At 59.3% G+C, this 20,601-nt stretch carries 16 protein-coding genes, 2 pseudogenes and 1 other annotated feature; of the genes and pseudogenes, 10 read left to right on the top strand and 8 right to left on the bottom strand.

The features are described from left to right. Nucleotides 1-55 precede the first annotated feature (55 nt). Both rluB and gcvA read right to left on the bottom strand, forming a co-directional pair. Entirely contained in the window at nucleotides 56-958 is a 903-nt protein-coding gene (gene rluB, locus GQR96_RS10130; protein ID WP_004203870.1) for a 23S rRNA pseudouridine(2605) synthase RluB, read from the bottom strand. Between the two features lie 287 nt (nucleotides 959-1,245). Beyond that, nucleotides 1,246-2,142, bottom strand: a complete 897-nt coding sequence (gcvA, locus tag GQR96_RS10125) for a transcriptional regulator GcvA (RefSeq protein ID WP_069135682.1) — start codon at nucleotides 2,140-2,142, stop codon at nucleotides 1,246-1,248. Between the two features lie 111 nt (nucleotides 2,143-2,253). On the opposite strand from gcvA, the gene GQR96_RS10120 reads away from it, so the two are divergent. Next, nucleotides 2,254-3,162, top strand: a complete 909-nt coding sequence (locus tag GQR96_RS10120; protein WP_053810527.1) for a DMT family transporter — start codon at nucleotides 2,254-2,256, stop codon at nucleotides 3,160-3,162. Nucleotides 3,163-3,183: 21 nt separating this feature from the next. Here the strand turns inward: GQR96_RS10120 and GQR96_RS10115 are convergent, their stop codons facing one another. Both GQR96_RS10115 and rnm read right to left on the bottom strand, forming a co-directional pair. Then, nucleotides 3,184-3,804, bottom strand: a complete 621-nt coding sequence (locus tag GQR96_RS10115; RefSeq protein WP_002901738.1) for an L-threonylcarbamoyladenylate synthase — start codon at nucleotides 3,802-3,804, stop codon at nucleotides 3,184-3,186. 16 nt (nucleotides 3,805-3,820) lie between these two features. After that, the gene (gene rnm / locus GQR96_RS10110; RefSeq protein WP_004203866.1) at nucleotides 3,821-4,684 is read right to left on the bottom strand and encodes an RNase RNM; all 864 of its coding nucleotides are present in this window, start codon (nucleotides 4,682-4,684) and stop codon (nucleotides 3,821-3,823) included. A gap of 159 nt (nucleotides 4,685-4,843) precedes the next feature. Beyond that, nucleotides 4,844-4,939: a sequence feature (Trp leader region), on the top strand. Between the two features lie 33 nt (nucleotides 4,940-4,972). Between rnm and GQR96_RS10105 the strand changes: the two genes are divergently transcribed. The 5 genes from GQR96_RS10105 to trpA are packed head-to-tail and all read left to right on the top strand — an operon-like array spanning nucleotide 4,973 to nucleotide 11,504. Beyond that, on the top strand, nucleotides 4,973-6,535 hold the full coding sequence (locus GQR96_RS10105) for an anthranilate synthase component 1 (protein WP_023289326.1): 1,563 nt from the start codon (nucleotides 4,973-4,975) through the stop codon (nucleotides 6,533-6,535). Next, the gene (trpD, locus tag GQR96_RS10100) at nucleotides 6,535-8,130 is read left to right on the top strand and encodes a bifunctional anthranilate synthase glutamate amidotransferase component TrpG/anthranilate phosphoribosyltransferase TrpD (protein WP_004203863.1); all 1,596 of its coding nucleotides are present in this window, start codon (nucleotides 6,535-6,537) and stop codon (nucleotides 8,128-8,130) included. Before GQR96_RS10105 ends, trpD begins: the two co-directional genes overlap by 1 nt. Before the next feature lie 3 nt (nucleotides 8,131-8,133). Then, the gene (gene trpCF, locus GQR96_RS10095; RefSeq protein ID WP_004203862.1) at nucleotides 8,134-9,492 is read left to right on the top strand and encodes a bifunctional indole-3-glycerol-phosphate synthase TrpC/phosphoribosylanthranilate isomerase TrpF; all 1,359 of its coding nucleotides are present in this window, start codon (nucleotides 8,134-8,136) and stop codon (nucleotides 9,490-9,492) included. A 9-nt stretch (nucleotides 9,493-9,501) separates the two neighbouring features. Continuing rightward, a complete protein-coding gene (gene trpB, locus GQR96_RS10090; RefSeq protein WP_069135683.1) occupies nucleotides 9,502-10,695 on the top strand; it encodes a tryptophan synthase subunit beta in 1,194 nt (397 codons plus the stop codon). Continuing rightward, nucleotides 10,695-11,504, top strand: coding sequence for a tryptophan synthase subunit alpha (gene trpA, locus GQR96_RS10085; protein WP_004203859.1), 810 nt, complete (start codon nucleotides 10,695-10,697; stop codon nucleotides 11,502-11,504). The genes trpB and trpA overlap by 1 nt, the downstream gene beginning before the upstream one ends. A 216-nt stretch (nucleotides 11,505-11,720) precedes the next feature. Here trpA and GQR96_RS10080 read toward each other — a convergent pair whose 3' ends face one another. Genes GQR96_RS10080 through GQR96_RS10070 form a run of 3 tightly spaced genes read right to left on the bottom strand, consistent with a single transcriptional unit; the run spans nucleotide 11,721 to nucleotide 15,396 of the window. Next, nucleotides 11,721-12,980 (bottom strand): glycerate kinase type-2 family protein, encoded by a 1,260-nt coding sequence (locus GQR96_RS10080; protein ID WP_032455868.1) that lies wholly within the window; start codon nucleotides 12,978-12,980, stop codon nucleotides 11,721-11,723. Nucleotides 12,981-12,982: 2 nt separating this feature from the next. Continuing rightward, nucleotides 12,983-14,071, bottom strand: coding sequence for a tartrate dehydrogenase (locus tag GQR96_RS10075; RefSeq protein WP_069135684.1), 1,089 nt, complete (start codon nucleotides 14,069-14,071; stop codon nucleotides 12,983-12,985). 14 nt (nucleotides 14,072-14,085) lie between these two features. Beyond that, nucleotides 14,086-15,396 carry an MFS transporter gene (locus GQR96_RS10070; RefSeq protein WP_004203856.1) on the bottom strand — a complete coding sequence of 437 codons (1,311 nt, stop codon included), beginning with the start codon at nucleotides 15,394-15,396 and terminating at the stop codon, nucleotides 14,086-14,088. A gap of 127 nt (nucleotides 15,397-15,523) precedes the next feature. Here GQR96_RS10070 and GQR96_RS10065 point away from each other — a divergent pair, with 127 nt between their 5' ends. Next, nucleotides 15,524-16,432, top strand: coding sequence for a LysR family transcriptional regulator (locus GQR96_RS10065; protein WP_004203855.1), 909 nt, complete (start codon nucleotides 15,524-15,526; stop codon nucleotides 16,430-16,432). Between the two features lie 47 nt (nucleotides 16,433-16,479). On the opposite strand, the pseudogene GQR96_RS10060 reads toward GQR96_RS10065, so the two are convergent. Further along, nucleotides 16,480-16,743, bottom strand: a pseudogene (locus GQR96_RS10060) (helix-turn-helix domain-containing protein); the annotation flags it as partial. A 178-nt stretch (nucleotides 16,744-16,921) separates the two neighbouring features. On the opposite strand from GQR96_RS10060, the pseudogene GQR96_RS10055 reads away from it, so the two are divergent. From GQR96_RS10055 to ybiX, 3 genes and pseudogenes are all read left to right on the top strand, one after another. Further along, a pseudogene (locus GQR96_RS10055) lies at nucleotides 16,922-17,244 on the top strand (short-chain dehydrogenase); the annotation flags it as partial. Between the two features lie 323 nt (nucleotides 17,245-17,567). After that, complete coding sequence (locus tag GQR96_RS10050; protein WP_069135685.1) at nucleotides 17,568-19,853, top strand: catecholate siderophore receptor Fiu; 2,286 nt, start codon at nucleotides 17,568-17,570, stop codon at nucleotides 19,851-19,853. A gap of 48 nt (nucleotides 19,854-19,901) precedes the next feature. Further along, nucleotides 19,902-20,579, top strand: a complete 678-nt coding sequence (ybiX, locus tag GQR96_RS10045; protein WP_069135686.1) for a PKHD-type hydroxylase YbiX — start codon at nucleotides 19,902-19,904, stop codon at nucleotides 20,577-20,579. The last annotated feature ends 22 nt before the right edge of the window (nucleotides 20,580-20,601 follow it).

Genomic DNA, 20,601 nt, shown 5'->3' with positions numbered 1-20,601 from the left:
GGATACGGCGAAAGGAAGTCCGCGTTCCGGCGCAAAACCACCGGAACGCGCAACATTAACCGTTGGTCTTATTGCGGGTACTGGAACGGCGGTTGCTGTTATTACCCTGGCGCGGGTTAGCGCTGGTCTGGCTGTGACGCTTCACCGCCCGGCGGATCTGATTGGCTTTCAACCGGCGACGATCTTTTTCAACGGCGACCTTGGAGCTGGTTTCCGGAGTAAGTTCCACCAGTTCGCGCAGATAGTTGGTCTGCGCCAGGTCCAGCTCGGTATAGCCGCCGCGCGGCAGGCCTTTCGGCAGCAGAATATCGCCATAGCGTACGCGGATCAGGCGGCTGACCTGCACGCCGACCGCTTCCCACAGACGACGCACTTCGCGGTTACGCCCTTCGGTCAGGGTGACGTTGTACCACTGGTTAATCCCTTCGCCGCCGGTGAATTTGATGGTTTTAAACGCCGCCGGGCCATCTTCTAACTGTACGCCGCGCGACAGCTGGCGCAGCTTATCTTCATCTACCTGGCCGAAAACGCGAACGGCGTACTCACGCTCGACTTCACGGCTCGGGTGCATCAGGCGGTTTGCCAGTTCGCCGTCGGTGGTGAACAGCAACAGGCCACAGGTGTTGACGTCCAGACGACCAACGGCAATCCAGCGCGCGCCGCGCAGTTTAGGCAGACGATCGAACACCGTCGGGCGTCCTTCCGGATCGTTACGGGTGCACAGTTCGCCTTCCGGCTTGTAGTACGCCAGCACGCGGCAGATCTGCTCGGCGGACTCTTTCACCGAGATCAGATGGCCATCGATACGAATTTTTAAACCGGGGACGATTTCCACACGGTCGCCGAGGGTGGCGATTTTGCCGTCGACGCTGACGCGGCCAGCTTCGATTTTCGCTTCAATTTCACGGCGGGAGCCGTGGCCGGCGCGGGCCAGCACTTTTTGCAGTTTCTCGCTCATTGAGCTTCCTTAAGGTGTCGCCTTCCCAGGCGTCTGGTATGCTTTATGAAACAATGAGGCCTGTATCAGCAACTCATTGTTACGTATATACTTTGTACGTAAAGTCTCGCCGGCATGCGCAAAACATTCGCCGCGAGCCCGTATTCGTGGCCGAACATACTACACTAACTTCGCCGGGAAAGCTTCTGTTCGCCACACCGCGCCTTTAGTATGGAACAGATTTTCCTTATTCTCCTGTCTACCCTCACCTGTGTTGGTCTTAGTCGGACAGAGAGCGCCTCCCTGCGCTACGCCTGCTCTTGCGCGACGGCAGAGTGCTGGGCGAGCAGCCAGTCACGAAAACAGCGGTTGGCAGGGGCCAGCAGCGCGGTCTCGTGGTAAACCAGATGATAGGCCAGCGGACAGGCGATGGGCTGCGCCAGAGGATTCACCAGCCGCCCCTGCGTCAGCGCAGGCGCTATGAATGAACGTCGCAGTAAAGCCATCCCCATACCGGCTAATGCCGCCTCCGTTACGCCGTTGCAATCAGTGAACACCGGGCCACGGCGCGCGCGGTGCGCTTCCAGCCCCACGGCCTCGCACCACAGCGCCCAGTCCTCACGATGTTCATCGTGCAGCAGCGGATACTCTAGCAGACCGCTGGCATCGGCGAGGGTCCGGTGCGGAGTAATCAGCTGCGGACTACAGACCGGCATCAGATCGTCATCCAGCAGACGATAAGCCTGCAGTTCCGGCCAGCCCCCGACGCCATGCCGCACGGCAAAATCGATCTCTTCGCTCAGCAAATCCACTCGCCGGTTGGTGGTGCCGATCAGGATCTCTATCTGTGGATAGCGCCGTTCAAAATCAGCCAGCCGCGGCAGCAGCCATTGAATAGCAAAGCCGCTGGTACAACTGACAGTCACTTTTTCCGGCCCCGGGGGCACCTGCAGACGCCGGGTGGCGGCAGCTATCTGATGAAACGCGGGCTGCACGGCCCGGAGGTAGATCTCCCCCACCTCCGTTAACTGTAACCGTCGGGGGGTACGGATAAATAGCGGGACATTCAGCGCCTCCTCCAGGCGGGCAATCTGCTGGCTGACAGCGCTGGGTGTGACGCAAAGTTCACTGGCGGCCAGCTTCAGGCTGAGCAGCCGCGCCGCCGCCTCAAAACAGCGCAACGCATTCAGCGGCGGGAGTTTCATGGCTATGGAACCTCAGTTAAGAAAAACTTAATCATGTAAGCATAACGCGTTTGTCGGCCATTGCACGAGAGCTCTACAGTTAGCTTCCTTACCGTTCACAAGGAGTCAATCATGCGTGTTATCGACTGTGGTCGCCTGCTGCTGCTTGCCGCCCTCTGGGGTGCCAGCTTTCTGTTTATGCGCATCACCACCCCGGCTTTCGGCGCGGTAAACAGCGCCTTTCTGCGCGTGCTGTTCGCCGCCGTCGCTTTAGGGTTGCTGGCCGGCGCGCGCGGAAAATGGGGCGGGTATGAGGGTAAATTCATCGCCACTCTGAAGCTGGGGGTCATCAATTCCGGCCTCCCTTTTCTGATGTACTGCCTTGCCGCGCAATGGCTACCGGCAGGGTACTCCGCCACGCTCAACGCCACGGCGCCGATGATGGGGGTGCTGATTGGCGCACTCTGCTTTGCGGAACCGCTGACCCTGCGCAAAGGCGCTGGCGCGGCGCTGGGCGCTATTGGCGTGGCGGTGATCGCGCGCCCGACTACCGGCCTCGGCGCCGCCCAGCTGCTGCCGGGCGTCGGCGCCTGTCTGACCGCCACCGCCTGCTATGGCCTGGCCGGCTTTCTGACCCGCCGCTGGATCCAACAGCGCGGCGGCCTCGAAGCGGAGCGCGTCGCGTTGGGCAGCCAAATCGGCGCCACGCTGTTTTTATGCCCCTTCTTTCTCTGGTCCTGCGGGCATGGGCTGGCTGTGGACTGGGGTCAGGGCCTGCCGTGGATGGCAATGCTTATGCTGGGTGTCGTCTGCACGGCGGCAGGGTATATCCTCTATTTCCGCCTGATCGCTGATATTGGACCGCTGCGTTCACTGTCCGTGACCTTTTTGATCCCGCCTTTTGCGGTGCTGTGGGGCTATCTTTTTCTTGGAGAGATTGTGGAGAGTGGGTTAATTCTCGGCGCGCTGCTGGTCTGCCTGGCGCTGTGGATGATGGTCGTGCCGTCGGGGAGAAAAGAGAGGGTACCAGGCGGCGCATGAGGCACCGCCCGGCAGGTAGTGTCAGAGAAACGGCCTCACGTCGCCCACGCCTTCGCGCAGCACCACCGGGGTATCTTCCGTCAGGTCGATAACCGTGGTCGGCTGCTGCCCCAGGAAACCGCCGTGGATAATGAGGTCCACGACTTTCTCCAGACGATCTTTGATCTCTTCCGGGTCGGATTCGGTAAAGTCGCTGCCGGGCAGCATCAGCGAGGTAGAGAGCATCGGTTCGCCTAAGGTCTCAAGCAACGCCTGAGCGATGGGGTTGGACGGGACGCGCATACCAATGGTTTTACGCTTCTCCTGCAGCAGCCGGCGCGGTACCTCTTTCGTTCCTTTGAGGATAAAGGTGTAGTTGCCCGGCGTATTGTTTTTCATCAGGCGAAACGCCACGTTGTCCACAAAAGCGTAGGTTGACAGTTCGGACAGGTCGCGGCACATCAGGGTGAAGTTGTGGCCGTCCGGCAGCTGACGGATGCGGCAGATCCGCTCCATCGCGCCCTTGTCTTCAATTTTGCAGCCCAGCGCGTAGCCGGAGTCGGTAGGATATACGATCACCCCGCCCTTACGCACAATCTCCACCGCCTGGTTAATCAACCGCGCCTGCGGGTTATCCGGATGGATATAAAAAAACTGGCTCATACTTCCCTCTCAATTTTTATTCGGTGGCCGCTTCCCAGCTGTGCCAGACGCCTTCCACGCCGGCAGGGAGCCAGAGCTTACGGCCAAGTTCGATCCACGCGCAGGGCTGATGGAAATCGGAACCCTGCGACGCCAGAAGACCAAACTGCACGGCCAGGGCGGCCAGCTGGGCGCGTTCATGGGGCGCCTGCTGGCACTGGGCCACTTCCATGGCATCACCGCCCTGCTCGCTGAAGTGGGCCAACAGCCGCTTAAGCCACTTGGCGGAAAGATCGTAACGCCCGGGATGGGCTATCACCGCCTTACCGCCAGAATGATGAATGACATCAATTGCTTGTTTTATTGTACACCACTGCGGCGGCACGTAACCGGTTTTCCCGCGGGCAAGGTATTTTTTGAAGACCTCCGCCATGTTCTTCGCGTGGCCGGCCTCCACCAGAAAACGGGCAAAATGGCCGCGGGTGACGGCGCCACCGTCCGCCAGCCGCAGCGCCCCTTCCCAGGCGCCGGGGATGCGCGCCTTCTCCAGACGCTCGGCAATCATCTGGCCGCGCTGCTGGCGCCGCGCTTTCTGCTCCTCCAGCAGGGCGGTCATCGCAGGGTGCGCAATATCAATATTGAGACCCACAATATGAATCTCGTGATTTTCCCAGAGGGTGGAAATCTCGACGCCGTTCACCAGGGTCAAGGGTAATCCGGCGCGGGCGATCTCCTCCCGGGCCGCGGGGATCGCCGCCACGCTGTCATGGTCGGTGATCGCCAGCGTGCCTACGCGCATTTCATGGGCGCGATGGACCAGTTCCTGCGGAGTCAGCCGCCCGTCAGAGGCGGTGGTATGGCTGTGCAGATCGTAAATCACTGCGTATTGGCTGTCGCTCAAAAGGACTCCTGCTGGACATCAACGTAAATAAGCGCATTATCATACCGACAGGCAGAGAAAATCTGCAAACAAGGGTTGACTTTATTCCATTGAACTAGTTAACTAGTACGCAAGTTCACATGAAGGGGTATCACGATGAAAATGCACTTTATCACTCTGCACAGCTGGTGGCGCACCTCCTGATAACGGGCGGCGTGATCGCGTTTTGCATTCAGCATACAGATACCCGGCCCGCCAATGAGCGGGCTTTTTATTGGACAAAAATAATACGAACAGGCGAGAACAATAATGCAAACATCCAAACCGGCACTCGAGCTTCTCACCAGCGACGCCATCTACCGGGAGAACCCGACGGCGTTATTCCACCAACTGTGCGGCGCCCGTCCGGCCACGCTGCTGCTGGAATCGGCTGACATCGACAGCAAAGATGACTTAAAAAGCCTGCTGCTGGTGGACAGCGCGCTGCGCATCACCGCTCTTGGTGACACTGTCACCATTCAGGCCCTCTCCGCCAACGGCGCCGCGCTGCTGGAGCTGCTGGACGGCGCGCTGCCCTCCGGGATCGCCAATCAGCGCCAGCCCAACGGCCGGATCCTGACCTTCCCGGCAGTCAGTTCCCTGCTCGATGAAGACGCCCGCCTCTGCTCGCTGTCAGTGTTTGACGCCTTCCGTCTCCTGCAGGAGCTGGTGACCGTCCCGGCCAACGAGCGTGAAGCGATGTTCTTCGGCGGCCTGTTCGCCTATGACCTGGTGGCCGGCTTTGAAGATCTGCCGCCGCTGCAGAGCGACACCGCCTGCCCCGACTACTGCTTCTATCTGGCGGAGACCCTGCTGGTCATCGACCATCAGACCAAGCATACCCGCATCCAGGCGAGCCTGTTCACGCCGCTGGAGAGTGAAAAACAGCGCCTGGAGCAGCGCCTGAGCCAGCTGCGCCAGCAGCTGAACGAGCCACCGCTGCCGCTGCCAGTCACTACCGTGGCCGAAATGCGCTGCGACGTTGACCAGAGCGATGAAGAGTACGGCGCGGTGGTGCGCAAAATGCAGCGCGCGATCCGCGCCGGGGAAATCTTCCAGGTGGTCCCTTCCCGCCGCTTCTCGCTGCCCTGCCCGTCGCCGCTGGCCGCGTATGATGTGCTGAAGAAGAGCAACCCCAGCCCGTATATGTTCTTTATGCAGGACAATGATTTCACCCTGTTCGGCGCCTCGCCGGAAAGCTCGCTGAAGTATGATGCCGTCAGCCGTCAGATTGAGATCTACCCCATCGCCGGCACCCGGCCGCGCGGCCGCCGCGCCGACGGCTCGCTGGATCGCGATCTCGACAGCCGTATCGAACTGGAAATGCGTACCGATCACAAAGAGCTTTCCGAGCACCTGATGCTGGTGGACCTGGCGCGCAACGATCTGGCCCGCATCTGTACCCCGGGCAGCCGCTATGTCGCCGATTTAACCAAGGTTGACCGTTACTCCTTCGTGATGCATCTGGTCTCCCGGGTGGTGGGTGAACTGCGTCAGGATCTCGATGTGCTGCACGCTTACCGCGCCTGCATGAACATGGGCACTCTCAGCGGCGCGCCGAAGGTTCGCGCCATGCAGCTGATTGCCGCCGCCGAAGGTAAACGACGCGGCAGCTACGGCGGCGCGGTGGGCTATTTCACTGCCCACGGCGACCTCGACACCTGCATCGTCATCCGTTCCGCCTACGTGCAGGAGGGTATCGCTACCGTCCAGGCCGGAGCCGGCATTGTGCTCGACTCGGTTCCCCAGTCGGAAGCGGATGAGACCCGAAATAAAGCCCGCGCGGTGCTGCGCGCCATTGCCCAGGCCCATCACGCGAAGGAGATTTTCTGATGGCTGACATTCTGCTGCTCGATAATATCGATTCTTTCACCTATAACCTGGCAGACCAGCTGCGCGCCAACGGCCATAACGTGGTGATTTACCGTAACTCCGTTCCGGCGCAGGCGCTGATTGAGCGTCTGGGCACCATGGACAATCCGGTGCTGATGCTCTCCCCTGGCCCGGGTACGCCAAGCGAAGCCGGCTGCATGCCGGAATTGCTGACCCGCATGCGGGGCAAGCTGCCGATCATCGGCATCTGCCTCGGCCACCAGGCCATTGTCGAAGCCTACGGCGGCTATGTCGGCCAGGCGGGCGAGATCCTTCACGGCAAAGCCTCCAGCATTGAGCACGACGGCCAGGCGATGTTTGCCGGTCTGGCTAACCCGCTGCCGGTGGCGCGCTACCACTCGCTGGTCGGCAGCAATATTCCCGCCGGGCTGACGATTAACGCCAATTTCAACGGCATGGTGATGGCGGTGCGTCACGATGCGGATCGGGTGTGCGGCTTCCAGTTCCACCCGGAATCGATCCTCACCACCCAGGGCGCGCGACTGCTGGAGCAGACCCTGGCCTGGGCGCTGCAGAAGCTGGAGCATACCAACACCCTCCAGCCGATCCTTGAGAAGCTGTACCAGGCGGAAACCCTGAGCCAGCAGGAGAGCCACCAGCTGTTCTCCGCCGTCGTGCGCGGCGAAGTGAAGCCTGAACAGCTGGCCGCCGCGCTGGTCAGTATGAAAGTGCGCGGCGAGCAGCCGCAGGAAATTGCCGGCGCCGCCACCGCGCTGCTGGAAAACGCCGCGCCGTTCCCGCGCCCGGACTACCTGTTTGCCGACATCGTCGGCACCGGTGGCGACGGCAGCAACAGCATTAATATCTCCACCGCCAGCGCGTTTGTCGCCGCTGCCTGTGGATTGAAAGTGGCGAAGCACGGCAACCGCAGCGTTTCCAGTAAATCAGGCTCTTCTGACCTGCTGGCGGCCTTCGGCATTAATCTCGATATGAACGCCGATAAATCCCGCGCGGCGCTCGATGAGCTGGGCGTCTGCTTCCTGTTCGCGCCGAAGTACCACACCGGTTTCCGCCACGCGATGCCGGTCCGTCAGCAGCTGAAGACCCGTACTCTGTTTAACGTGCTGGGCCCGCTGATCAACCCGGCGCATCCGCCGCTGGCGCTGATTGGCGTCTACAGCCCGGAACTGGTGTTGCCGATTGCGGAAACCTTGCGCGTACTCGGTTATCAGCGCGCTGCCGTGGTGCACAGCGGCGGGATGGATGAAGTCTCGCTGCATGCGCCCACGGTGGTCTCCGAGCTGCATAACGGGGAAATTAAAAGCTATCAGCTGACCGCCGACGATTTCGGCCTGACGCCTTACCATCAGGCGCAGCTGGCGGGCGGCACGCCGGAAGAAAACCGTGACATTCTGACGCGCTTGCTACAAGGTAAAGGTGAAGCCGCTCACGAAGCCGCCGTCGCCGCCAACGTCGCCATGTTGATGCGTTTACACGGGCATGAAGATCTGAAAGCTAACGCTCAGCAGGTACTGGATGTGCTGCACAGCGGCGCGGCCTATGACAGAGTGACCGCCTTAGCGGCAAGAGGGTAAAGAATGCAGACCGTTTTAGCAAAAATCGTTGCCGACAAAGCGATTTGGGTGGAAGCCCGCAAACAACAACAACCGTTAGCCAGTTTTCAGAATGAGGTCGTCCCGACGCAGCGCAATTTCTATGACGCGCTGGCCGGCACCCGCACCGCGTTTATTCTCGAGTGCAAAAAGGCTTCGCCGTCGAAGGGGTTGATTCGCGAAGATTTCGATCCGGCGGCGATCGCCAGCATCTACAAACACTACGCCTCGGCGATCTCGGTGCTGTGTGATGAGAAATATTTCCAGGGCAGCTTCGATTTTCTGCCGATCGTCAGCAAGGTCGCGCCGCAGCCGATCCTGTGTAAGGACTTCACCATCGACCCTTACCAGATCTACCTGGCGCGCTACTATCAGGCCGACGCCTGCCTGCTGATGCTGTCGGTGCTCGACGATGAACAGTATCGTCAGCTCTCGGCGGTGGCTCACAGCCTGAATATGGGCGTGCTCACAGAAGTCAGCAATGATGAGGAGCTGGAGCGCGCCATCGCCCTGAAGGCGAAGGTGGTGGGCATCAACAACCGCGACCTGCGCGATATGTCGATTGACCTCAACCGCACCCGTCAGCTGGCGGCGCGTCTCGGCCCGGATGTCACGGTGATCAGCGAATCCGGCATCCATACCTATGCCGAAGTGCGTGAGCTGAGCCACTTCGCCAATGGCTTCCTGATCGGCTCCGCCCTGATGGAGCAGGCGGATCTGGAAGCGGCGGTCAAGCGCGTGCTGCTCGGCGAGAACAAAGTGTGCGGCCTGACGCGCCCGCAGGATGCGCAGGTGGCCTGGGAGTCTGGCGCCATCTACGGTGGGCTGATCTTCGTCCCGACCTCGCCGCGGGCGGTAAATGACGCCCAGGCTAAAGCGGTGATCGCCGCCGCGCCGCTGCAGTACGTCGGCGTCTTCCGCAATGCGCCGCTGGATGAGGTGGTCGCCCGCGCCCAGGCCCTGGAGCTGGCCGCCGTACAGCTGCACGGTGATGAAGACCAGGCCTATATCGACGCGCTGCGCGACGCCCTCGCGGATAGCGTCCGCATCTGGAAAGCGCTGAGCGTTGGCGAAACCTTGCCGTCCCGTACACTCCGCCATGTCGATAAGTATCTGCTCGACAACGGCCAGGGCGGCAGCGGCCAGCGTTTTGACTGGAGCCTGCTGCAGGGCCAGGACCTGCGTAACGTTATGCTGGCTGGCGGCCTCGGCGCCGATAACTGTGTGGAAGCGGCCAAAAGCGGCTGTGCCGGACTCGATTTCAATTCAGGCGTAGAGTCGCAACCCGGGATTAAAGACGCCAGCAAGCTGGCCTCCGTATTCCAGACGCTGCGCGCATATTAAGGAGCAATAATGAGCACTTTACTGAACCCCTACTTCGGCGAATTCGGCGGCATGTATGTGCCGCAGATCCTGATGCCCGCCCTGCGCCAGCTGGAAGAGGCCTTTGTCAGCGCGCAGAAGGACCCGGCCTTTCAGGCGGAATTCACCGACCTGCTGAAAAACTACGCCGGTCGTCCGACGGCCCTGACCAAATGCCGGAACCTGACCGAAGGGACCCGCACTACCCTGTACCTGAAACGCGAAGATCTGCTGCACGGCGGCGCGCACAAAACCAACCAGGTGCTGGGCCAGGCTCTGCTGGCCAAACGGATGGGCAAAACCGAAATTATCGCCGAGACCGGCGCCGGTCAGCACGGCGTCGCCTCAGCGCTGGCCAGCGCCCTGCTCGGTCTGAAATGCCGTATCTACATGGGCGCCAAGGACGTCGAGCGCCAGTCGCCGAACGTCTTCCGTATGCGCCTGATGGGCGCCGAGGTGATCCCGGTGCATAGCGGCTCCGCCACGCTGAAAGATGCCTGTAACGAGGCGCTGCGCGACTGGTCCGGTAGCTACGAGAAGGCGCACTATATGCTGGGCACCGCCGCCGGTCCGCACCCGTTCCCGACCATCGTGCGTGAATTCCAGCGCATGATCGGCGAAGAGACCAAAGCGCAGATCCTCGAAAAAGAGGGCCGTCTGCCGGACGCGGTGATCGCCTGCGTCGGCGGCGGGTCAAACGCCATCGGCATGTTCGCTGATTTTATCGAGGAAACCCGCGTCGGCCTGATCGGCGTGGAGCCTGCCGGGCACGGTATCGAAAGCGGGGAGCACGGCGCGCCGCTGAAGCATGGTCGTGTGGGGATCTACTTCGGGATGAAGTCGCCGATGATGCAAACCGCCGACGGCCAGATCGAGGAATCTTACTCCATTTCCGCCGGGCTGGACTTCCCGTCCGTTGGGCCGCAGCACGCGTTTCTTAACAGCACCGGGCGCGCCGACTATGTGTCGATCACCGATGACGAAGCGCTGGAGGCGTTTAAAGCGCTCTCCCGCCACGAAGGGATCATCCCGGCGCTGGAGTCCTCTCACGCTCTGGCCCATGCGCTGAAAATGATGCGCGTGAACCCGGAAAAAGAGCAGCTGCTGGTGGTTAACCTCTCCGGCCGCGGCGATAAAGACATTTTCACCGTACACGACATCCTGAAAGCGCGAGGGGAAATCTGATGGAACGCTATGAGACGCTGTTTGCCCAACTGAAAAACCGCCAGGAAGGCGCTTTCGTCCCCTTTGTCACCCTTGGCGATCCGGGACCGGAGCAGTCGCTGAAAATTATCGATGCGCTGATCGAAGGCGGCGCCGATGCCCTTGAGCTGGGGATCCCCTTCTCCGACCCGCTGGCGGACGGCCCGACCATCCAGGGCGCGGCCTTGCGCGCCTTCGCTGCGGGGGTAACCCCGGCGCAGTGCTTTGAGATGCTGGCGGCGATCCGCCAGAAGCATCCAACGATCCCAATCGGCCTGCTGATGTACGCCAACCTCGTCTTCAGCCCGGGTATCGATGAGTTCTATGCCCAGTGCGCCCGCGTCGGCGTCGACTCGGTGCTGGTAGCCGACGTGCCGGTGGAAGAGTCCGCCCCGTTCCGCCAGGCGGCGATGCGCCATAACATCGCGCCAATTTTCATTTGCCCGCCCAACGCGGATGACGATTTACTGCGCCAGATCGCCTCTTATGGCCGCGGCTACACCTATCTGCTGTCGCGCGCCGGGGTGACGGGAGCGGAAAATCGCGCTGCGCTGCCGCTGCACCATCTGGTGGAGAAGCTGGCGGAATATCACGCTGCGCCGCCGCTGCAGGGCTTTGGCATCTCCGCGCCGGAGCAGGTGAGCGCCGCCATTGACGCCGGGGCCGCCGGGGCGATCTCCGGTTCCGCCATCGTCAAAATCATCGAACGTCATCTTGATGAGCCGCAAACCATGCTCGACGAGCTGAAAGCCTTCGTCCAGAGCCTGAAGGCGGCGACCAAAACCGCCTGACCGTCAGCCGCCTGGCATCGCGCCAGGCGGCGATTTCCTCGCGTTAGCTCCCCCTCCACGTCATCTTGCACGCCTGCACATCAGACTGAACGATGATCGACACCTTGACGCCAGGCGATGCGCTTTAACGTGGAAATTGATGGCGGGCGGATACCGAAGATTTGCACCATGTTGAAAGTAAAAATATCGCTCTCCCTGGTACAGGAGAGCGATAGGTCAGGCAATCAATATTGCCCGAATATCATTGACGTTGGTTAACGTTGGGCCGGTCATTACCAGGTCATCGAGCGCATGAAAATAGCTATAGCTATCGTGTGCATCAAGATAACTAGCCGCATTTAGACCACCCATTTTGCCGCGTGTTAGCGTGTCCGGGAATACCAGCGCACCTGCTGCATCTTCCGTTCCGTCGATACCATCACTGTCGCCGGCGATTGCCCATATACCGCTTTCTCCCTGCAACGCACAGGCCAGACTGAGCGCAAATTCAGTATTACGACCACCCTTCCCGTGCTGACCCTGACTTACCGTCACGGTGGTTTCGCCACCCGACAACAGCACTGCCGGACCGGAAACCGGATGACCATATTGCTTCACGGATTTAGCAATCCCGGCCATAACAATGGCCACTTCACGACTTTCGCCTTCTAACGCATCGCCGAGAATAAGCGGCGTCAGTCCGTGTCTGCACGCAACCAGCGCGGCAGCCTGCAAAGCCCGCTGCGGCGTGGCAATGAGTTTTACTTCGCTGTTCGCTGTGCTTTCAACCGGGCCTGCCGGCTGGCTTAGCAGTTTATGAACAGGTTCCGGGGTCTGAATACCGTAGCGCTGAAGCACCCGAAGCGCATCAAGCGGCGTACTGTCATCGGCGACAGTAGGACCTGATGCCACATCTGCCGGGTTATCCCCCGGCACATCGCTGATAATCAGTGACACAATACGGGCCGGTTGCGCCATTCTTGCCAGCTTGCCACCTTTCACCGCGGAGAGATGACGACGTACCAGATTCATCTCTTTGATATTGGCACCGCTGTGCAGTAGCGCGCGCGTAATGGCCTGCTTATCTTTCAATGTTAATCCTGGTGCGGGCAGCGCCATCAACGCCGACCCGCCACCGGAAATGAGCGCCAGCACCAGGTCATCAGAGGTCAATCCGCGCAGCGCTTCCACAATCAGCATGGCGGCAACTTCGCTCATCGAATCCGATACCGGATGAGCAGCCTCGATAATCCGGATGCGACCAGCAGGCACCGCGTAACCGTAACGCGTCACCACCACGCCAGACACATCCACATCCGGCCAGGCTGCATCCACAGCCGCTGCCATTGCCGCCGAGGCTTTACCGGCACCGATTACCACGCAGCGGCCACGCGGTTTTTCCGGCAGGTTAGACAGGATCGCAGGCCCGGCTCGGGCGCTGTCGACAGCATGCTGAAAAATATCCTGCAGGATCTCTGCAGGCTGTTCATTTATCATGGTTATACGGTCTCGGCGATATTTGCTCTGGCTTCGATAAATTCCACTACAGCGCGGGTGACGTCCGCGGTACTGGCCGTTCCACCGACATCTGGCGTCAGAATGCCTTTCTCACAAACATATTCGATACTTTTCATAATCATCGCCGCGGCGTTACGCTCTCCCAGATGTTCAAGCATCTGTACCGCAGTCCAGAAGGTTGCTATCGGGTTAGCAATGCCTTTGCCGGTGATATCAAAAGCTGAACCATGGATAGGTTCGAACATGGAAGGGAAGCGGCGTTCCGGATCAATATTGGCGGTCGGCGCTACGCCCAGACTGCCCGCCAGCGCGCCGGCCAGATCGGAAAGGATATCGGCATGCAAATTGGTGGCAACGATGGTATCCAGGGTCTGGGGATGCAGCGTCATGCGGTGCGTCATCGCATCGACCAGCATCTTGTCCCACTGCACATCCGGAAATTCCTGCGCCACCTCAGCGGCAATCTCATCCCACATCACCATTCCGTGGCGCTGGGCGTTGGATTTAGTCACCACGGTCAGCAGTTTACGTGGACGAGACTGCGCCAGTCTGAAGGCATAGCGCATAATGCGAGTAACCCCGACGCGGGTGAAGATGGCCACCTCGGTGCCGACTTCTTCCGGTAAGCCACGGTGTGCACGGCCGCCGTTACCGGAATACTCACCTTCGGAGTTTTCGCGCACAATCACCCAGTCAAGATCGCCGGGCCCGCGGTTGCGCAGCGGTGAGGTGACACCCGGCAGGATTTTGGTTGGACGCACGTTGGCGTACTGGTCAAACCCCTGGCAAATTGGCAGGCGCAGACCCCAGAGTGTGATGTGGTCAGGGACATCCGGTGCGCCCACCGCGCCGAAGTAAATGGCATCAAATTTTTTTAGTGTGTTCAGCCCTTCTTCCGGCATCATCACGCCATGTTTTTTGTAATAGTCCGACCCCCAGTCAAAGGTCTCCACATCAAACTTCAGCTGCGGATCGTGGCGTGTCAGTGCATGCAGCACTTCAACACCTGCCGAGATGACTTCAGGACCAATACCGTCGGCAGGTATGGCGGCAATTTTATAGTTACGCATAGTAAATTCTCCGGTTAATGAGTATGAGGATGAGTGAGTTCTGCCGTTTGCGGTTTACCCGCCCTGGCAGAAAGGATCAGGACAATGAGGGCCGAAATAGCCAGCAGTCCGGCGACAAAGTACAGGCCCCAGGTGTAGCTACCGGTCTGCTCGCGGATCACCCCAATCATCATCGGGCCGACAAAGCCGCCCAGATTGCCGATGGAGTTAATCGTGGCAATACCCGCGGCCGCGGCCGGGCCGCTGAGGAACACGGTAGGCATACTCCAGAGGGGCGGTTTCGAGGCGCTGATGCCTGCGGTGACCAGGGTTAAGGCAACAATCACGGTAAACAGTGTGCTGACGTTACCGGCGTAAATCAGACCGGCTGCTGCCAGCAGGCAGGCACCAATCACATGCCAGCTGCGCTCTCTGGTGCGGTCAGAATGCCGCGCCCACAGGATCATGGCGATGACGCCGATGACCGCCGGGAAGGCGTTGAGGAAGCCAATCTCCAGTGAGGTAGCACCGAAGCTGCGGATGATTTGCGGGGACCAGATGCCAAGTGTGTACAAGCCGGCAGAAGTACCGAAATAGACCAGCGCCAGAGCCAGTACCCGCTTATCCGCCAGTCCTTTCCATGCGCTGCTGTGGTTCTGTTTTGCCGCCCGGGCCAGCTCCTCGGCCTGCATGGTGTTTTCCAGCCATGCACGCTCTTCGTCAGTCAGCCATTTGGCTTTGGCCGGACGATCGGTAAGAAAGAACAGAACCACAACGCCGAGTATCAGCGCTGGCAAGGCTTCCAGCACAAACATCCACTGCCAGCCGGCGTAGCCGAGAAAGCCATGCATCTCCAGCAGGGCGGCAGAAACAGGCGATCCCAATGCTGTAGAGAGCGGGGCTGCGGCCATAAAGATGGCGGTAACCTGCGCGCGTCTGGCTGCCGGGAACCAATAACTGAGATAAAGGATAATTCCTGGGAAGAAACCGGCTTCAGCTACACCGAGTAGAAAACGCAGAATGTAGAAGCTCGTCGTACCCTGCACAAAAGCCATGCAGCCAGAGACCAGGCCCCAGGTGATCATGACGCGGGCAATCCAGATGCGGGCACCTACTTTATGGAGAATTAAGTTTGACGGCACCTCAAACAGAAAGTACCCCAGGAAGAAGATGCCGGCGCCCAGCCCAAAAACGGTAGGTGAAAAACCCAGATCCTGATTCATGGTCAGGGCGGCAAAGCCAATGTTGACACGGTCGAGGAAGGCAATGAAGTACAGCAGCATGATGAAAGGAATAATGCGCAGGGTAACCTTGCGCATCACCTTCTTTTCGAGGTCGTTTTTCATGACGGATGCTCCATAGTGATGTAGGGTTGTTATCGTTTTGTAATAAACCCAGTATGAAGTTTTGAACCGCTTTATCATCGGCATGGCTTTATATAAATAATTTGCATAATCAGGTTTTGGTGAAAAAATGGATATAAATCAGCTACGTTGCTTTGTGGTATTGGGTGATGAGCTTCACTTCGGCCGTGCTGCCCGTAAACTTGAAATGATGCCTGCGTCACTGAGTCGCTTCATCAAACTGCTGGAAGATGATTTGGGGATAAGACTACTGAATCGATCGACCCGCAATGTGTCGCTAACGCCTGAAGGTGCCGCCTTTTTAAATGAGGCCAAAACGGTCATTGCTGATTTCGATGCGCTACGGCAGCGATTCCGTAAAAATAGCCTGCTGCAGAAAAGGACGTTGCGGATCGGAGCTATCGATAGCGCAGCCAAAGGATTACTTCCTGAACTGCTTAATCTTTTCGTCAGGCGTTTTCCGGAGGCAGACATTCATCTTACGGAAGATAAATCTCATAAACTTATCCCCCGACTCATTTCAGGATGGCTGGATGTGGTCTTTGTACGTCCGCCGGAACATATTGATGCCACGCTGACAACACGTTTTATCGCCAATGAAACCTGCGTGCTCGCCGTGCCCGCTAACCACCGCCTGGTCAGTTATGACGAAGTCAGTATCGATGACTTCCGACACGAGCCGGTTATCGTGCCGGAAAGAGGCACCCGGCGTCACAGCCATGACCTGACAATGAATATTTTCAAGGAGGGTGGCAGCATGCCTGTCATCGCGCAGTATGCCGAAGAGAAGCAGACTATCCTGAGTTTTGTTGCCGCTGGACTGGGCATCGCTCTGGTGCCTGCGTCATATAAAGATATGAATGCGGACGGCGTGAAATACCTTAAGCTCGCGCCCAAAAAACATATCGAAGGCCTTCCCCTCAGCGCGATGTGGCATCAGGGAAATAACACTATCTATTTGCGATCCCTACTGGAGATACTTTCCGACAACATCGACGAGCTGACCCGTGATTTGTGACGGAAAAAGATGATTGTTGCGCCGGGGCGGCAACACGCGAGAATTTAGTTCGGTTGCTTACAGGCGAGCCCCTGGGCTTCCAGTTTCTTCACCTGGCGACTGACGGTGGTGTTATCGCGCCCTAAATGATCCGCCAGCTCCCCCCCCACCGGGCCATGGCGCCCTACCGCCACCAGCAGCGGAAACAGCATCTGTTCCAGCTGGACGCCGGCCGCCTGGAGGATCTGCTCATCGCGCACCGGCTGGTTCATCACGCTGATGATATCCAGCAGCGCACGGTCTTTACCCTTGGATAAAAATCGCTTCCGCACAAAAGATGGGGTTGATATCTTAAATGAGAAATATTATCTTTCTCATTACTGAATAGTTGAGTAAATAACTCAGGTATTCAGTACGACATTGCTCACATTGCTTCCAGTATTTTTGCCCGCACTTGTGCGGGCTTTTTTTTTACTCACAACACACCTCACGCACCAGCTGCCGCAGCCGGCGGTCAAGCCGCAGGGGCTGCTGGGTGTGATGTCCTCCGGCCAGGGCAGTCTGACGAACAATCTCGGCGGCCAGCGGGAGCTCTACCGCGTAAGTAAAGCCGCGCTGAATATGTTCATGCGCAGCTTCGCCGCTCGCCCCACCTCGGCCTGCCACCCGCTGGTAGTGATGGCTCCGGGATGGATCCGCACCGAGCTCGGCGGGGCCGACGCCCCCTGACCATCGAAGAGACCATCCCATGCCTGGTGAACGTCCTGCTCGACAAGCAGCGGCGCCCGGGACTGGAGTATCTGAATTACCAGGGCCGCACGGTGCCCTGGTAAGCCCGCCGGGACGCCTGCCTCCGGGCGTCCTCCGGCGCCCGCCCGGCGTCATTGACCCAGGGTCACCACGCTATGTACCGCTTTGTCCCGCCACCTTCGCCGAGCTAATCCGCCTTTTTTGTTCAAAATTTATGAAATTTGTAAACGGTGGTGAAGAAATCAGTTTAAACGTCAACTTTTCTGTGTAAATATTAAGGCGAATGATAACTATTCTTTTTATCATTTATAGAATCACGCCGGGTCAGCGCAAGCCAGACGACGAATAACGTCGCTTTTGCGCGGCGTGATATGTGCGAATAACAAAAAATAAGCCTGCATTTATCATGGAAAAAAACGCTTCTCTGCCGTTTGGCAGTTTGAACTCATTGGCATTGTTTACAGGTCTGTGTCTGGGAGCCGCGCCGGCAACCGGCATGGCAGCCGAAAAATCAGTCAAAAATAATGAAGAGACGCTGGTGGTGGAAGCCGCCCCGCCTTCGCTTTATTCTCCCGGAGCCTCCGCCGATCCCAAGTTCAATAAACCACTGGTGGATACCACTCGCACCATCACCGTGATCCCCGAACAGGTCATTAAAGATCAGGGCGTCACCAACCTGACTGACGCCCTCAAAAACGTCCCCGGCGTCGGGGCGTTTTACGCCGGGGAGAATGGCAGCTCAACCACCGGGGACGCCATCTTTATGCGCGGCGTGGACACCTCCAACAGTATTTATGTCGACGGCATTCGCGATATCGGCAGCGTGACGCGGGATACCTTCAATACCCAGCAGGTGGAAGTCATCAAAGGGCCCGCCGGCACGGACTATGGCCGCAGCGCCCCTTCCGGCTCGATCAATATGATCAGCAAGCAGCCGCGCCTTGACTCCGGGATCGACGGATCCGCCAGGATCGGCAGCGCCTGGTCGCGTCGGGGTACCCTTGACCTTAACCAGGCCTTCGGCGACAACGCCGCGTTTCGCCTCAACCTGATGGGCGAAAAAACCCACGACGCCGGCCGGGATAAGATTGAGAACGAGCGCTACGGCATTGCCCCGTCCCTGGCCTTCGGCCTCGATACGCCCACCCGTCTGTATCTGAATTATCTCCACGTCCGGCAGAATAACACCCCGGATGGCGGGATCCCCACCGTCGGCCTGCCGGGCTATTCGGCGCCTTCGCCGAAGTATGCCGCCCTCAATTCCGCCGGTAAGGTCGATACCAGCAATTTCTATGGCACCGACTCCGATTACGATAAATCCACCACCGACAGCGGCACCCTGCGCTTTGAACACGATCTGACGGACAATACCACCGTGCGCAATACCACCCGCTGGTCGCGTGTGAAGCAGGAGTATCTCCTGACCGCGGTGATGGGCGGCGCGAGCAATATCACCGCCCCCGACATCAATGACGTCAATACCTGGAGCTGGTCACGTCTGGTTAATACCAAAGATGTCAGCAACCGCATTCTGACCAACCAGACCAATATCACTTCGACCTTCAATACCGGTTCGATAGGCCATGACGTCAGTGCCGGCGTGGAGTTTACCCGGGAAAACCAGACTAACTATGGCGTCAACGCCCTGACCGCTCCGGCGGTGAATCTCTATCATCCGGTGAGCAGCCTGTCGATTGGCGGGCTGGACAGAAACGGGGCGAACGCCAACGGCCAGACCGATACCTTCGGTATCTATGCCTTTGATACGCTGGCGCTGACCGATCGGGTTGAGGTCAACGGTGGGCTGCGTCTCGACAGTTACCATACCAAATATGACAGCGCCACCGCCTGCGGCGGCAGCGGACGCGGGGCTGTCGCCTGCCCGCCAGGACAGTCGACCGGCAGCCCGGTCACCACTGTCGATACCGCTAAATCCGGTAACCTGGTTAACTGGAAGGCCGGGGCGCTGTATCGCTTAACCGAGCAGGGCAATATCTACGTCAACTATGCCATCTCGCAGCAACCGCCGGGGGGCAGCAGCTTCGCGCTGGCTGCCAGCGGTAGCGGCAACAGCGCCAACCGGACCGACTTTAAACCGCAGAAAGCGAAATCCAGCGAACTGGGCACCAAGTGGCAGATCCTCGACAAGCGCCTGCTGCTCAGCGCGGCGTTATTCCGCACCGATATTGAAAACGAAGTGGCCGCCAACGATGACGGAACCTGGTCGCAGTACGGCAAAAAGCGCGTGGAAGGCTATGAGCTCTCCGCAACCGGGAACCTGACCCCGGACTGGACAATCATCGCCGGCTACACCCAGCAACATGCCACAGTGACAGAGGGTCAGAATGTGGCGCAGGATGGCTCTTCCGCGCTGGCCTACACCCCGAAACATGCCTTTACGCTGTGGACGCAGTATCAGGCCACCAGCGATCTGTCCGTCGGCGGCGGTGTGCGCTATGTCGGAAGCCTGCGCCGGGGCAGCGATGGCGCGGTGGGTACCCCGGATCACACCGAGGGCTATTGGGTCGCCGACGCCAAACTGGGCTATCGGGTCAACAGCAATCTCGATCTGCAGCTCAATATGTACAACCTGTTTGATACCGATTACGTGGCTTCCATCAACAAGAGTGGCTATCGCTATCATCCGGGCGAACCCCGTACCTTTATGTTGACGGCGAATGTCCATTTCTGAGTCTGTACGTGGGGCCATCGCGCCCCACCTTTTTGAGAGAACACCGCAATGATGTATCACATTCCTGACGTGCTGACGGCGGACCAGGTGGCTGAATATGGCCGCCTGCTGGCGCAGGCCGAATGGGTTGACGGGCGGGTTACCGTCGGCAGCCAGGGGGCGACCGTCAAACAAAACCAGCAGATCGATACCCGCACGCCGCTGTATGCCCGTCTGCAGGCAGCCGTACTCGACGCGCTGCGCGGCCATCCGCAGTTTTTTTCCGCCGCGCTGCCGCGGACAATTTCCGCGCCGTTGTTTAATCGCTACGGGCCGGGAGAGACCTACGGTTTTCATGTCGATGGCGCGGTGCGCCAGAACGGCGAGGCGGGCTGGATGCGGACCGACCTCTCGGCGACGCTGTTCCTCTGCGAGCCGGAAAGCTATGAAGGGGGCGAACTGGTGATTGAAGATACCTATGGCCAGCACCGGGTGAAGCTCCCGGCCGGACATCTGGTGCTCTATCCCGCCAGTAGCCTGCACTGCGTCACCCCGGTCACCGGCGGGGTTCGCCAGGCCTCTTTCCTGTGGATCCAGTCGATGGTCCGCGACGATAAGCAGCGCGCGATGCTCTACGACCTGGACCGCACGATCCAGTCTCTCAAAACCCGCTTTGGCGACCGGGAAGAGGTCCTCTCTCTGCTCAATATGTATCACAACCTGCTGCGCCAGTGGACTGAAGTGTGATCCGCAGGCGAAGGTTTATCGC

It is taken from the genome of Klebsiella sp. PCX, from assembly GCF_021869705.1.
Classification (GTDB): domain Bacteria; phylum Pseudomonadota; class Gammaproteobacteria; order Enterobacterales; family Enterobacteriaceae; genus Klebsiella; species Klebsiella quasipneumoniae.
The sequence above is the reverse complement of the archived record's forward strand: the minus strand, read 5'-3'. Positions and strand labels throughout refer to the sequence as shown.

Coding starts and splice junctions, on each gene's coding strand:
- ybiX (WP_069135686.1), top strand. CDS start 19,902: ATGATGTATCACATTCCTGACGTGCTGACGGCGGACCAGGTGGCTGAA.
- rluB (WP_004203870.1), bottom strand. CDS start 958: ATGAGCGAGAAACTGCAAAAAGTGCTGGCCCGCGCCGGCCACGGCTCC.
- GQR96_RS10075 (WP_069135684.1), bottom strand. CDS start 14,071: ATGCGTAACTATAAAATTGCCGCCATACCTGCCGACGGTATTGGTCCT.
- GQR96_RS10065 (WP_004203855.1), top strand. CDS start 15,524: ATGGATATAAATCAGCTACGTTGCTTTGTGGTATTGGGTGATGAGCTT.
- gcvA (WP_069135682.1), bottom strand. CDS start 2,142: ATGAAACTCCCGCCGCTGAATGCGTTGCGCTGTTTTGAGGCGGCGGCG.
- trpA (WP_004203859.1), top strand. CDS start 10,695: ATGGAACGCTATGAGACGCTGTTTGCCCAACTGAAAAACCGCCAGGAA.
- GQR96_RS10120 (WP_053810527.1), top strand. CDS start 2,254: ATGCGTGTTATCGACTGTGGTCGCCTGCTGCTGCTTGCCGCCCTCTGG.
- GQR96_RS10115 (WP_002901738.1), bottom strand. CDS start 3,804: ATGAGCCAGTTTTTTTATATCCATCCGGATAACCCGCAGGCGCGGTTG.
- GQR96_RS10070 (WP_004203856.1), bottom strand. CDS start 15,396: ATGAAAAACGACCTCGAAAAGAAGGTGATGCGCAAGGTTACCCTGCGC.
- trpD (WP_004203863.1), top strand. CDS start 6,535: ATGGCTGACATTCTGCTGCTCGATAATATCGATTCTTTCACCTATAAC.
- GQR96_RS10050 (WP_069135685.1), top strand. CDS start 17,568: ATGGAAAAAAACGCTTCTCTGCCGTTTGGCAGTTTGAACTCATTGGCA.
- trpB (WP_069135683.1), top strand. CDS start 9,502: ATGAGCACTTTACTGAACCCCTACTTCGGCGAATTCGGCGGCATGTAT.
- GQR96_RS10080 (WP_032455868.1), bottom strand. CDS start 12,980: ATGATAAATGAACAGCCTGCAGAGATCCTGCAGGATATTTTTCAGCAT.
- GQR96_RS10105 (WP_023289326.1), top strand. CDS start 4,973: ATGCAAACATCCAAACCGGCACTCGAGCTTCTCACCAGCGACGCCATC.
- trpCF (WP_004203862.1), top strand. CDS start 8,134: ATGCAGACCGTTTTAGCAAAAATCGTTGCCGACAAAGCGATTTGGGTG.